The sequence below is a fragment of the Arthrobacter sp. MMS18-M83 genome, from assembly GCF_026683955.1.
In the GTDB taxonomy this organism is placed as follows: domain Bacteria; phylum Actinomycetota; class Actinomycetes; order Actinomycetales; family Micrococcaceae; genus Arthrobacter.
The window spans coordinates 657,984-670,481 of sequence record NZ_CP113343.1; the positions used below are offsets into that span (position 1 = coordinate 657,984).

Consider the following 12,498-nt stretch of genomic DNA (forward strand, 5'->3'; position numbering starts at 1 on the left):
GTCAGTCCTCGTCGTCCTTGTCCCAGGCTTCGTTGCGGGCTTTGACCTTTTCCAAGGCGTGCTCCGCTTCCTCACGGGTCTTGTAAGGACCGATCAACTGGGTCCAGTCAGACAACGCGTCCTCTTCGATCTGGTGTGTCTGAACGTTGTACCAGTACTCCGCCACGGTTTCTCCTCTGCGAATCCCGCCGAGGCATTGGCGGGGGTTGTAGCCCTTCGACCGGGCCGTTATTTAGCAACTTAGTTACTTGCGTCTCGTGCGTCCCTTATATGATCAATCTATGCCTTCTCCCGCCCTGACCGCACCCATCGGCACGCTCACCCGAGGAACTGTCAGCCCACAGCTACCCGTACCGGCGTCCATCCCGCGTCCGGAGTATGTCGGCAAGCCTGCACCGGCAAAGTTCACCGGCTCAGAGGTCAAATCGGCGGAAACCATTGAGAAGATCCGCGTCGCAAGCAAGATCGCAGCCCTGGCGATCGTCGAGGTCGGAAAGCACGTCGAGCCCGGCGTCACCACGGACCAGTTGGACCGGATCGGCCACGAGTTCCTTCTGGACCACCACGCCTACCCGTCAACTCTTGGCTACCGCGGCTTCCCCAAGTCCCTGTGCTCATCCCTCAACGAGGTCATCTGCCACGGCATTCCGGACAGCACCGTAGTGCAAGACGGCGACATCCTGAACATCGACATCACGGCCTACATCAACGGCGTCCACGGTGACACCAACTACACCTTCTTGGTGGGAGACGTGGACGAAGAGTCACGCCTGCTGGTTGAACGCACCCAAGAGTCTCTCAACCGTGCCATCAAGGCCGTGGCTCCCGGCCGCGAAATCAATGTGATCGGCCGTGCTATCCAGTCCTACGCGAAGCGCTTCGGCTATGGCGTGGTCCGCGACTTCACCGGCCACGGTGTTGGTGAGGCCTTCCACACCGGACTGATCATCCCCCACTATGACGCCGCACCCGCCTACAACACAGTGATCGAGGCGGGCATGGTCTTCACGATTGAGCCCATGCTCACCCTCGGAACGATCGAATGGGACATGTGGCCCGATGATTGGACCGTAGTCACCCGCGACCACAAGCGGACCGCGCAATTTGAACACACCCTGTTGGTCACCGAGACCGGCGCCGAAATCCTGACTCTTCCTTAAGCTCTCCGGAAGGTCACCTGCAGCCGTTCGTGCTGCGACCTGCCCACCCCTCCTGCCATGAACGGAAACGCATTGACCAAGAAGGATGAGAAGATCCACAAGAATGGCCCGCTGATCGGCATCGACGTCGGTGGTACCGGCATCAAGGGCGGCATCGTCGATCTCAAAAAGGGCAAACTGCTCGGAGACCGCCTGCGCATTCCCACGCCGCAGCCCGCGACGCCCGAAGCTGTCGCCGAGGTGATCGCGCAAATCGTCGACGAGCTGTCTGCCCGTGAGGACGCCCCTGCCGAGGGTTCGCCCGTTGGAGTAACCTTCCCGGGAATCATCCAGCATGGCGTGGTCCGCTCGGCCGCCAACGTGGACAAGTCCTGGCTCGACACCGACATTGATTCGCTTCTCACCAAGCGTCTGGATCGCCCCGTCGAGGTCATCAACGACGCCGACGCAGCCGGTCTTGCGGAAGCCCGCTACGGTGCGGGCGAAGGCGTCGATGGCACCGTCCTCGTCATTACGCTCGGCACCGGTATAGGTTCGGCATTCATCTTCAACGGGCACCTGGTGCCCAACGCCGAACTCGGCCACCTCGAGGTGGACGGCCACGACGCTGAAACGAAGGCCTCCGCCGTCGCGCGTGAACGCGACGGCTTGAGCTGGGAAGAGTACAGCGTGCTGCTGCAGCGCTACCTTTCCCACGTCGAATTCCTGTTCTCCCCGAGCTCTTCATCATCGGTGGCGGTATTTCGAAGCGCTCGGATGAGTACTTCCCGCACTTGCACCTGCGCACCCGCATCGTCACGGCGGAACTGAAGAACGACGCCGGAATCGTGGGAGCGGCCCTGGACGTCGCCCTCCACCACAAGCTTGCCAAGTAGCGCGGCAGCATTCCGGATGGACGACGGCTACATCACCGGAGCTGTGCTCCCGGTATCCGGCGGACGATAGTTGGTGCCGGTGGTGGCTGCGGCTTCCCCTCCGCTGCCACCACCGGAGCTAGAGGGAGCTCTTCTCGGAGCTCTTGCCTTTGGCCCCCTTCGCCGCGTTTTCCGCGGCGGCAGTTTCAGCCTCGTGGCGTAGGAGCGAAATGGCGGATTCGAAGTCCTCTAGGGATTCGAAGGCTTGATAGACACTGGCAAAACGAAGGTAGGCCACTTCATCCAGTTTCTGGAGCGGTCCGAGGATGGCCAAACCGACCTCATGGGCGTCAATTTCGGCTGCACCGGATGAGCGGATGTTCTCCTCGACTTCCTGGGCCAGCATGGCGAGGTCGTCCTCGGTCACGGGCCGGCCTTGGCAGGCCTTGCGCACGCCGTTGATGATCTTTATCCGGCTGAAGGGTTCTCCCACCCCGGATCGCTTGATGACAGACAGGCTGGTGGTCTCCACCGTGGTAAAACGGCGTCCGCATTCAGGGCATTGCCGCCGACGGCGGATGGCGGAACCGTCGTCGGCCATTCGACTGTCCACGACGCGCGAGTCGGGGTTACGGCAGAACGGACAATACACGCTGGGCCTCCCCCGCTCGGTTCCGGCCCCGGCGTCCTCACGGCAGCATCGGCCGGGAACGCAAAAGGTGCCGGAAGTTTGACTTCCGGCACCAGTTTACGGCTACATAAGGGCTAATGACAAGACTGTAATTACTATATGTAGTGGTTGTTACCCATACATGTAGTGGTTAGGCACCCGCAAAGCGGATCTTGACCGCGTCGCCGTGGCCGGGAAGGTCCTCGGCATCAGCAAGACTCACAATGTGCTTGCTGACCTCCTCCAAGGCAGCCTTGTTGTAGTTGATGACCTGGACAGCGCGGAGGAATGTTGTCACGTTCAGGCCCGAAGAGAAGGCAGCGGTACCACTCGTGGGCAACACATGGTTGGAGCCTGCACAGTAGTCGCCGAGGCTGACTGGGCTGTAGTCCCCCACGAAAATCGCCCCCGCGTTGCGGATTCTTGCCGCGACGGCGGCTGCATCCGCCGTCATGATTTCCAAGTGTTCGGCTGCGTACGCATCGCAGACCGCAATGCCCTGCTCGAGATCGTCAACCAACACCACGCCTGATTGCGGTCCGGACAATGCTGTGCGTACCCGTTCGCCGTGTTTGGTGGTGCCTGACTGGAATGCGAGTTCCCGCCGCACGGCCGAGGCGAGTTCCTCGGAATCGGTGATCAGCACGGAGGCCGCTTTGGGGTCGTGCTCAGCCTGGCTGATGAGGTCCGCAGCCACGAGCGCCGGGCGGGCGGACGCGTCAGCCAAGATGGCGATCTCCGTGGTGCCCGCCTCCGAGTCGATCCCCACGACGCCTTTGACCAGACGCTTGGCGGTGGCCACGAAGATGTTGCCGGGGCCCGTCACAACATCCACGGGTTCGATGGACTGTTCATGGCCGGCTCCCGGGATCCCGAAGGCAAACGAAGCGATCGCCTGGGCACCTCCGATGCCATAAACTTCGTCAATTCCCAGCAGTGCGGCAGCGGCCAGGATGGTTGGGTGGGGCAAGCCGCCAAAGTCCTTCTGGGGCGGGGAGGCCAATGCGATGGATGTGACTCCGGCAGCCAGCGCCGGAACGACGTTCATGATCACGGAGGACGGGTACACGGCCAACCCGCCCGGAACGTACAGTCCCACCCGGCCCACGGGTACCCAATTCTGGCTGACGACGGCGCCGTCCCCCAGTTCCACGTGGACGCTCGCCGGCCGCTGGCCGTCGGCGAAACGACGGGCACGGCTGATGGATTCCTCCAGGGCGGCACGGACAGCCGGATCCAGGTTTTCGAGGGCAGCGGCGAGGGCGGCAGCGGGCACGCGGGGGTGGGACTGTTCCACGCCGTCGAACGCCAGGGCCAACTCACCAAGCGCTTCAAAACCCCGGGAGCGGACGGCGCTGATGATATCCAGGACCTTTTGCTCTGCGTCCGCCATGGTCTGATGCTCCGCCCGGGGCACCGCGGCGCGCAGTTCCGCCAAGCTCAGCGACCGTCCGCGCAAGTCGATACGACGGAAGTCCAGGGGCTGGGCAGGGGTGTCGGCAGAATTCTCCGGAGAAATGGTCACCAGATCATTTTACGGGGCGTGGGGCGATGCCTCCGGCTGCTTTCCCATCAGCCCGAAAAGAGTCAGGAGAAAAGTCACCAGGGCCGTCGCTCCCGGCCACAGCAAAAGCACCGCCATTGCCCGCAAGGTGAAGCCTTCACTTCCACTCGTTGCGGCGCTGGAAGGGGGGCCCCACCACTGCGCCGCGAGCAGGCCAACTTGCCAAGCCACCAGCGCGCCAGCCAAGCCACCGAGAACAGCGAGGAAAGTCCTCATGCCCTGGCCCGGCATCAGTACCTTGCTGTCCAGCAGGACCGCCGTGAAGCAGCCGGCAAGAAGCAGAAGCCCGGCCAAGACCAAGTCCCTCGGAAATCGACCCGCAGCAGCGGAGGGATCGGCGAGGGCGGAATTTCCGGAAATCAGGTTGAGTCCGCCCGGAGCCAACAGCCACCATGCCAGGCCCAGTCCGATGCCCGAGGCGGCCGGCACGGCGAGCCATAACCACCATCTGCGGTCTCGCGGGTCCGTGTCCGCCGCGGGGACGGATTCGAGGAGGTTCGATGTTGGCTTGGTCATGACACAAACATTAACAAACGTTTCTGGACGCTCAACAAGCGAGCACCCCGGCAGGTGGCGGAATACGCTGAACCCACCAGCGTTAATACCAATACGTCATGCAGGAGATCGAGCAAAGTGGCTTCGGAAGAATCGGCTTTTGAAGGAACCTTCAAGCAAATGTTCCGCCGGCATGCCGCCGGGGTTGCCATCATCACTGCCGACTTCAATGGCAAGCCTTTCGGATTCACCGCGACGTCGGTGGCGTCACTGTCGGCAGAGCCCCCGCGTTTTACGTTCAACATGTCGCGCAGTTCCAGTTCCTGGCCCGCGGTGGCGAATTCCACGTACATCGGCCTGCACATGCTGGGCCTTGAGAACCAAGCGCTTGCCGACCGTTTCGCGCGCACCCAGGAACGGTTTGAAGGCGATCACTGGGAACCTGGACCCTTCGATGTCCCCATCCTGAAGAACGTGGCCGGTTGGTTGATCGGCAAGATCCAGATGCGCCTGTCCTTCGAAAACAACGCGATCGTGGTGGTGGAGGTTGTCGACGGGCTTGTTGGCGACGACGACGCTCCCCTGCTCTACCACTCCGGCTCTTACAGCCAACCGGTCCCGCTCGACTACGAAATCTGAGTAGCCAAGCGTCGCCGGCTGGCCGGTTCAGGTGGTCGCGCGCAATCAGGTGTCCAAGCAGGTTGGACCGAGAAGGACCTTGAGATCGCCGAAAAGGGATGGGGTGGGATTGACCCGCAAGTGCACGGGCAGGCCCATCACTTCGACTTTTGAATCACCCTGCAAGTGGAGCCTGACCTCGGAATTCCCCCGGTGGGTTGTGAGGACATCGCGAAGATCCGTGACCACAGCTTCGGTTGCCTTGTAAGTGGGCATCGTAATGACCAGTGGCCCGTTGGTGCTTTCGCTCAGGTCCGGGACCGAGAGCTCCATGCAGTTCAGGGTGACCGCTCCGTCGTCGCGCCGCTGCAGGCGGCCCTTGACGACGACAATCAGGTCCTCCGCGAGGACCGAAGCGATAGGACCATAGACCTGTCCGAAGAACATGACCTCGATGGAAGCGCCCAGGTCTTCTATCTCCGCCCGCGCGTAGGCATTGCCGCTCGCCTTGGCAATCCTGCGGCTGAGCGAAGTGATCATGCCCGCAATGGTGACGATAGCGCCGTCGTGCGGGCCGTCTTCTCCCAGGATCGAAGTGATCGACTGCTCCGCATGCTGGCTCAGGACGCCCTCAAGCCCTTGCAACGGATGGTCAGACACGTAGAGCCCCAGCATGTCCCGTTCGAAGGACAGCTTGTCCTTCTTCTCCCATTCCGGCAGATCCGGGATCTCGATGCTCAGGGACGCCTCGGATTCGGCTTCGTCAAAGCCGGCGAAGAGGTCGAATTGCCCGATCGCCTCGTTCCGCTTGAGCGTGATGACGGAGTCGATGGCTTCTTCATGGATCATGGCCAGGGCCCGCCTGTGGTGGTTCAGCGAATCGAACGCGCCGGCTTTGATCAGTGATTCGATGGTGCGCTTGTTGCAGACCACCGCGGGGACTTTCATGAGGTAGTCCTTGAAGGAAGTGTAGGCGCCTTCCTTTTCACGGGCCGCGACCATGGCTTCGACGGCGTTCACGCCAACGTTGCGGATGGCGCCCATGCCGAAGCGGATGTCGTTGCCGACAGGGGTGAAGTTCAGGGCCGACTCGTTGACGTCGGGCGGCAGCACCGTGATGCCCATCCGCCGGCACTCGTTGAGGTAGATCGCGGACTTGTCCTTGTCGTCGCCCACCGAGGTCAGCAGCGCGGCCATATACTCCGGCGCATAGTGCGCCTTGAGGTAGGCGGTCCAGTACGAGATCACGCCGTAGGCGGCCGAGTGCGCCTTGTTGAAGGCGTAGTCGGAGAACGGCAAAAGGATGTCCCAGAGCGTCTTGACGGCGGCCATGGAGTATCCGTTGTCCTGCATGCCCTGGGAGAAGCCGGCGAACTGCTTGTCCAATTCCGATTTCTTCTTCTTGCCCATGGCGCGGCGCAGGATATCGGCCTGGCCCAGCGTGTAGCCGGCGAGCTTCTGCGCCACGGCCATGACCTGCTCCTGGTACACGATCAGCCCGTACGTTCCGCCGAGGATTTCGGCGAGCGGTTCCTCGAGCTCCGGGTGGATCGGGATGACTTCCTGGATTTTGTTCTTGCGCAGGGCGTAGTCGGTGTGGGCGTTGGCGCCCATGGGACCGGGCCGGTAGAGGGCCAGGACAGCGGAGATGTCTTCGAAGTTGTCAGGCTTCATGAGCTTGAGCAGCGACCGCATGGGCCCGCCGTCGAGCTGGAACACGCCCAAAGTGTCACCGCGCGCAAGGAGGTCATACGACGCGGCGTCGTCCAACGCCAGGTTCTCCAAATCAAGGTCAACGCCACGGTTCATCTTGATGTTTTCCAAGGCGTCGGAAATGATCGTCAGGTTCCTCAGGCCGAGGAAGTCCATCTTAATCAGGCCAAGGCCCTCGGACGTGGGGTAATCGAACTGCGTGATGACCTGGCCGTCCTGGATACGGCGCATGACAGGAATGACGTCGATAATCGGGTCCGAAGACATGATGACGCCGGCGGCGTGCACGCCCCACTGGCGCTTCAGTCCTTCGATGCCCAGTGCGGTCTCGAAGACCTTGGCGGCCTCGGGGTCCGTGTTGATGAGCTGTCGGAAGTCCCCGGCCTCGCCATAGCGCTTGGCCTCCGGGTTCTGGATGTCCGCAAGCGGGATGTCCTTGGCCATCACGGCGGGCGGAAGGGCCTTGGTGAGCTGCTCACCCATGCTGAACGGGTACCCCAGCACGCGGGAGGAGTCCTTGAGCGCCTGCTTGGTTTTGATGGTGCCGTAGGTGACAATCATGGCCACGCGCTCGTCGCCGTACTTCCGGGTGACATAGTCGATGACCTCGGAGCGGCGGCGATCATCGAAGTCGACGTCGAAGTCAGGCATGGACACACGGTCCGGGTTGAGGAAGCGCTCGAAAATCAAGCCGTGTTCAAGGGGATCGAGGTCGGTGATACGCATGGCGTACGCCACCATGGAGCCCGCTCCGGAACCACGGCCCGGGCCCACCCGGATGCCATTGTTCTTCGCCCAGTTGATGAAGTCCGCCACCACCAGGAAGTAGCCCGGGAAACCCATGGAAGTGATGACATCAAGCTCATAGTCGGCTTGCTTGCGCACCTTGTCCGGGACGCCCTTGGGATAGCGGTAGTCGAGGCCTGTGGCTACTTCCTTGACCAGCCAGGACGTCTCGTCCTCGCCGGGAGGGCAAGGGAACCGCGGCATGTAGTTCGCACCGGTGTTGAAGGACACTTCGCAGCGCTCCGCGATCAACAAAGTGTTGTCGCAGGCCTCAGGATGATCGCGGAACAGCTCACGCATCTCTTGGGGCGACTTCAAGTAGTAGCCGCTACCGGAGAAAGCGAATCGGGAGCCGCCGTTGTCATAGGTGGGCTCCAGCAGGGTAGAGCCGGACTGGATGGCCAACAAGGCCTCATGGGCCTTGGCGTCATGCTCATGGGTGTAGTGGAGGTCGTTGGTGGCCACGAGCGGAAGCTTCAGCTCCTTGGCCAGGCGCAGCAGGTCGCCGGTGACCCGCCGCTCGATGTCCAGGCCGTGGTCCATGAGTTCGCAGAAGTAGTTTTCCGCACCAAAGATGTCGCGGAACTCCGAAGCCGCCGCGAGGGCCTCACGGTACTGCCCCAAGCGAAGGCGGGTTTGCACTTCACCGGAAGGACAGCCCGTGGTCGCAATGAGGCCTTCGGAGTAGGTGTTCAGCAGTTCGCGGTCCAACCGGGGCCATTTGCCGAACACTGAGTCGAGGGAAGCAATCGAGGACGCCCGGAACAGATTGCGCATGCCGACGTTGTTGTAGCTCAGCAGCGTCATGTGGGTGTACGAACCACCACCGGACACGTCATCTTTGCGTTGGCTCTCGTCGCCCCAACGGACGCGCTCTTTGTCGCCGCGGGCCGTTCCCGGCGTGACATAGGCCTCGACGCCGATGATCGGCTTGATGCCTTTGTCAGTGGCCTTCTTCCAGAAATCGAAGGCACCGAAGAGATATCCATGGTCCGTGGTGGCAAGCGCAGGCATCCCCAGCCGCTCGGTCTCATCGAACAATTCAGTAAGACGGGCCGCACCATCCAGCATGGAGTATTCAGTGTGGGTGTGCAGATGGACGAACGAGTCATTGCTGGAAGTCACCACGACAGTCTACCGGCAGGGGTCGCGCAGATGGACTGGAATCCTCGCTACGCGTTGCCGCTTTCGAGAAGCTTCAGCGCGTACTGCAGGTCATCCGGGTACTGGCTGGTGACTTCCACCCATTCGCCAGTGCGGGGGTGGTTGAAACCGAGGCGGCGCGCGTGCAGCCACTGCCGGGTGAGTCCCAGGTTTGCTGCCAGGCGAGGGTCTGCCCCATAGGTCAGATCGCCAGCACAGGGATGCCGCAGGGCCGAGAAATGAACCCGGATCTGGTGTGTCCTGCCGGTCTCAAGGTGAATTTCCACGAGGGTCGCCTTGCCAAACGCTTCGAGTACCTCGTAGTGCGTCACCGAGGGACGGCCATCCTCGATGACCGCAAACCGCCAATCATGCCCGGGGTGGCGTCCGATGGGGGCGTCGATGGTGCCTTCCAAGGGATCCGGCAGGCCTTGGACGACGGCGTGGTACACCTTGTCCACTGTGCGTTCCTTGAAGGCCCTCTTGAGCACCGTGTAAGCATGTTCTGTCTTCGCCACCACCATGACGCCTGAGGTTCCGACGTCGAGACGGTGGACGATGCCGGCCCGTTCAGGGGCACCTGAGGTGGAGATCCGGTATCCGACACCAGCGAGGCCACCGACCACGGTGGGCCCGACCCACCCCGGCGATGGATGCGCCGCCACGCCAACAGGCTTGTCGATGACAACAAAATCCTCATCGTCCAACAGGATCTTCAGGCCTTCCACGACTTCCTCCACGACTTCCAAGGGATCCCGGCGTTCGGGAACGGTCACTTCCAGCACGGACCCGGCAAGCAGCTTCGCCGACTTGCCGATTGCAGCCGATTTGCCCACTGTGCTTGCAGAGACGGTCACGTTGCCCTCGGCAATCAGCAAAGCAGCCGCGGAACGGGAGATATCCATGAGTTTCGCCAGTCCAGCATCCGCCCTGGCCCCGCCTAGTTCTTCGGGAACAACGAATTGCTCAGACATCGCCCGGCTCCCCGCCTTCGGGCGTCGTAGCGCGGGATCCGGCGGAGTGCTGGCGCGAGCCATCCAAGCCGATCCCCCGCAGGGTCAGCAGGCAGATGATCACCACGCCGGAAACCACCGCTGAGTCGGCGATGTTGAAAATAGCGAAGTTGGGCAGTTGGATGAAGTCCACCACGTGGCCCATGGCGAAAGAGGGTTCGCGGAAGAGCCGGTCCGTGAGGTTTCCGAGCGCCCCACCCAGAAGCAGTCCGAGGGCAAGCGCCCACCAGGCGGATCCCAATCGACGCAGTTGGAAGAGGATCGCCACGGAGACAGCAGCCATGACGATCGTAAAGACCCACGTAACATTCTCACCGATTGAGAAGGCAGCCCCGGAGTTGCGGATGTAGTACCAATGCAGCAGCGGAGGCAAGGCGGGGATACGTTCGCCTTCCACCATGGTGCTTGTGACCCAGAGTTTGGTCAGCTGGTCGAAGGCGTACGCGAAGACGGCGAAGCCTGCGAAAACCCAGAGCAATGCGGGACGCCACGTGTGGATTTTGGTGCGGAGCGGCTCCGTGGTGCCGTCTGTTTGTTCGTCGCTCATAGTACTTTCATTCGGTAACCGTAGGCTTCGGGCGCCTTAACAGGCGAAAGCCGGTGGCCGGGAATCCCCAGCCACCGGCTTTCAGAATACTTGCTAGACCTCTGCGGCGGCTTCGCCGACCTCGGGGGCCGCAACGGAGCCGCGGGCATCCAGGTCGCGCAGCTGGCCCTCGATGTAGGCCTTCAGGCGGGAGCGGTAGTCGCGCTCGAAGCCGCGGAGCTGCTCCACCTTGCGTTCGAGAACGGAGCGCTGCTGCTCGAGTGCACCGAGGATCTTACGGGACTTGTCCTGAGCGTCATTGACAAGGCTGGAGGCTTCGATCTGTGCCTCGGCAATGATCTTTTCCTTCTGCTGCTCGCCGTCAGCCACGTGCTTGTCATGCATCTGCTGCGCCATGGCCAGCAGGCCAGCTGCAGACTCGGCGGAGGGAGAGCCGGCGGAAAGTGCGGCCGGGGCCGGAGCGGCGGCAACGGCCGGTTCCTTCTTCTTGTCGGCATCGGCTGCCTTCGCTTCGGCTTCTGCCTTGGCCTGCGCGTCCTTGTCGGCCTTAACCGGTGCGGGCACCTTCTCGACCACGGGTGCCGCGGCTGCGCTGGCAGGAACCGGGTTTCCGCCTTCGGCGAGCTTCTTGCGGAGCTCGTCGTTCTCTTGGTTCAAACGCCGCAGCTCGACGACGATTTCGTCGAGAAAGTCGTCGACCTCGTCCTGGTCGTAGCCTTCGCGGAACTTGGTCGGCTGAAAGCGCTTGTTGACAACGTCTTCTGGCGTCAAAGCCATCTGGTCACCTCGTTGGTCTAGTTAGTCAGTAGGCCTTCCGGCCGTTCAAAACTACGGTACCTAAATATCATCTGATTCCCCCAATTCAACACCATCGTGTTGGACCGAAGGATTGCAGTCCCCGTGCCGAAGAAAAAATGATCGTCGGACACTCGGACTGCGGAAAAGCTACGCCAGCGTGTAGACGAAACCCATCGCGATGCTGACGACAATAAACATGATCAAAAACGCCAGGTCAAGGGATACCCCACCAAGCTGCAAAGGTGGAATCAGCCGACGAATCCGTTTCAAGGGCGGATCAGTCACAGAATAGACCACATGCGCGGCCACCAGGGCAGCGCCACGGGGGCGCCACTGCCGCGCGAACATCTGCACCAGATCAAAAACGAGCCTGATGATGAGGGTGACCAGGAACAGCAGCAATGCAATGTACAAAAGGCCGAAAACTATGCCCACGGGTTAGCTCAGATCTCCTAGTTCGCCACTTTTCTCGGTCAGTCCCTCTATTGCAACACAGATGCCAGGCAGATCGCTCTGCCTGGCATCTTTGTTGACTGGGCTAGCTCTGGTTGAAGAACGTTGCCTGTGCTTCGCTGACCTTTTTGTCATCGCCAAGAACTTCGACGTACGACGGCGACAACAGGAAAACCTTGCTGGTAACACGCTCAATGCTGCCATGGAGTCCGAAGACCAGGCCGGCCGAAAAATCGACGAGGCGCTTGGCATCTCCTTCCCCCATGTCCGTGACGTTCATGATCACGGGGATGCCGTCCCGGAAACTTTCGCCGATGATCTTGGCGTCATTGTAGGAGCGGGGATGGACGGTGGTGATCTGCCTCAGTCCGGAGGCGTCTTCGCGGCTAGAAGCCGCACGCTTGATAGGTGTCACGGGTGCGCGGTATTCCTCTTCGGCGACAGGGGGGACTTCACGAACTACTTCACGTACAGGTGCAGGGGCGCCGCGCTCATCACGATTGTGGTCGACAGACCGGTCCTCGTCCGTGTGCTGCACGTGCTGCTCAGACTCGTAGTGTTCATCGCCATCGGCGAGCCCAAGATAAACCATTGTCTTGCGCAGTGCGCCAGCCATGCTGGACTCCTATCGTGTCTGCAGTAGGCGGGCCGCCCATGACTTGACATAGCTGAAATCCCGGCCCG

Annotated in this window: 12 protein-coding genes and 1 pseudogene; 3 read left to right on the forward strand and 10 right to left on the reverse strand. The window is 61.6% G+C overall.

Annotated features, from left to right (window positions below):
• Position 1: 1 nt before the first annotated feature.
• The gene (locus tag OW521_RS03115; protein ID WP_268022860.1) at positions 2 to 166 is read right to left on the reverse strand and encodes an SPOR domain-containing protein; all 165 of its coding nucleotides are present in this window, start codon (positions 164 to 166) and stop codon (positions 2 to 4) included.
• A gap of 115 nt (positions 167 to 281) precedes the next feature.
• On the opposite strand from OW521_RS03115, the gene map reads away from it, so the two are divergent.
• Positions 282 to 1,160 carry a type I methionyl aminopeptidase gene (gene map, locus OW521_RS03120; protein ID WP_268022862.1) on the forward strand — a complete coding sequence of 293 codons (879 nt, stop codon included), beginning with the start codon at positions 282 to 284 and terminating at the stop codon, positions 1,158 to 1,160.
• Between the two features lie 72 nt (positions 1,161 to 1,232).
• A pseudogene (gene ppgK / locus OW521_RS03125) lies at positions 1,233 to 2,035 on the forward strand (polyphosphate--glucose phosphotransferase).
• Positions 2,036 to 2,153: 118 nt separating this feature from the next.
• On the opposite strand, the gene nrdR reads toward ppgK, so the two are convergent.
• The 3 genes from nrdR to OW521_RS03140 all read right to left on the reverse strand — a co-directional run bounded on the left by nrdR (position 2,154) and on the right by OW521_RS03140 (position 4,764).
• Entirely contained in the window at positions 2,154 to 2,666 is a 513-nt protein-coding gene (gene nrdR, locus OW521_RS03130) for a transcriptional regulator NrdR (RefSeq protein ID WP_268022864.1), read from the reverse strand.
• 169 nt (positions 2,667 to 2,835) lie between these two features.
• Positions 2,836 to 4,209, reverse strand: a complete 1,374-nt coding sequence (gene hisD, locus OW521_RS03135; protein WP_268022866.1) for a histidinol dehydrogenase — start codon at positions 4,207 to 4,209, stop codon at positions 2,836 to 2,838.
• A 9-nt stretch (positions 4,210 to 4,218) separates the two neighbouring features.
• Positions 4,219 to 4,764: a hypothetical protein gene (locus tag OW521_RS03140; protein ID WP_268022868.1), complete on the reverse strand. Its 546-nt coding sequence runs from the start codon at positions 4,762 to 4,764 to the stop codon at positions 4,219 to 4,221.
• Between the two features lie 117 nt (positions 4,765 to 4,881).
• On the opposite strand from OW521_RS03140, the gene OW521_RS03145 reads away from it, so the two are divergent.
• Positions 4,882 to 5,382, forward strand: coding sequence for a flavin reductase family protein (locus OW521_RS03145; protein ID WP_268022870.1), 501 nt, complete (start codon positions 4,882 to 4,884; stop codon positions 5,380 to 5,382).
• 45 nt (positions 5,383 to 5,427) lie between these two features.
• Here OW521_RS03145 and dnaE read toward each other — a convergent pair whose 3' ends face one another.
• From dnaE to OW521_RS03175, 6 genes are all read right to left on the reverse strand, one after another.
• On the reverse strand, positions 5,428 to 8,985 hold the full coding sequence (dnaE, locus tag OW521_RS03150; RefSeq protein ID WP_268022872.1) for a DNA polymerase III subunit alpha: 3,558 nt from the start codon (positions 8,983 to 8,985) through the stop codon (positions 5,428 to 5,430).
• 47 nt (positions 8,986 to 9,032) lie between these two features.
• The gene (locus OW521_RS03155) at positions 9,033 to 9,977 is read right to left on the reverse strand and encodes an RluA family pseudouridine synthase (protein ID WP_268022874.1); all 945 of its coding nucleotides are present in this window, start codon (positions 9,975 to 9,977) and stop codon (positions 9,033 to 9,035) included.
• On the reverse strand, positions 9,970 to 10,563 hold the full coding sequence (gene lspA / locus OW521_RS03160; RefSeq protein WP_268022876.1) for a signal peptidase II: 594 nt from the start codon (positions 10,561 to 10,563) through the stop codon (positions 9,970 to 9,972). The genes OW521_RS03155 and lspA overlap by 8 nt, the downstream gene beginning before the upstream one ends.
• Before the next feature lie 93 nt (positions 10,564 to 10,656).
• On the reverse strand, positions 10,657 to 11,340 hold the full coding sequence (locus OW521_RS03165; RefSeq protein ID WP_268022878.1) for a DivIVA domain-containing protein: 684 nt from the start codon (positions 11,338 to 11,340) through the stop codon (positions 10,657 to 10,659).
• 168 nt (positions 11,341 to 11,508) lie between these two features.
• A complete protein-coding gene (locus tag OW521_RS03170) occupies positions 11,509 to 11,796 on the reverse strand; it encodes a YggT family protein (RefSeq protein ID WP_265979036.1) in 288 nt (95 codons plus the stop codon).
• Between the two features lie 103 nt (positions 11,797 to 11,899).
• The gene (locus OW521_RS03175; RefSeq protein ID WP_268022880.1) at positions 11,900 to 12,430 is read right to left on the reverse strand and encodes a cell division protein SepF; all 531 of its coding nucleotides are present in this window, start codon (positions 12,428 to 12,430) and stop codon (positions 11,900 to 11,902) included.
• Positions 12,431 to 12,498 lie beyond the last annotated feature (68 nt).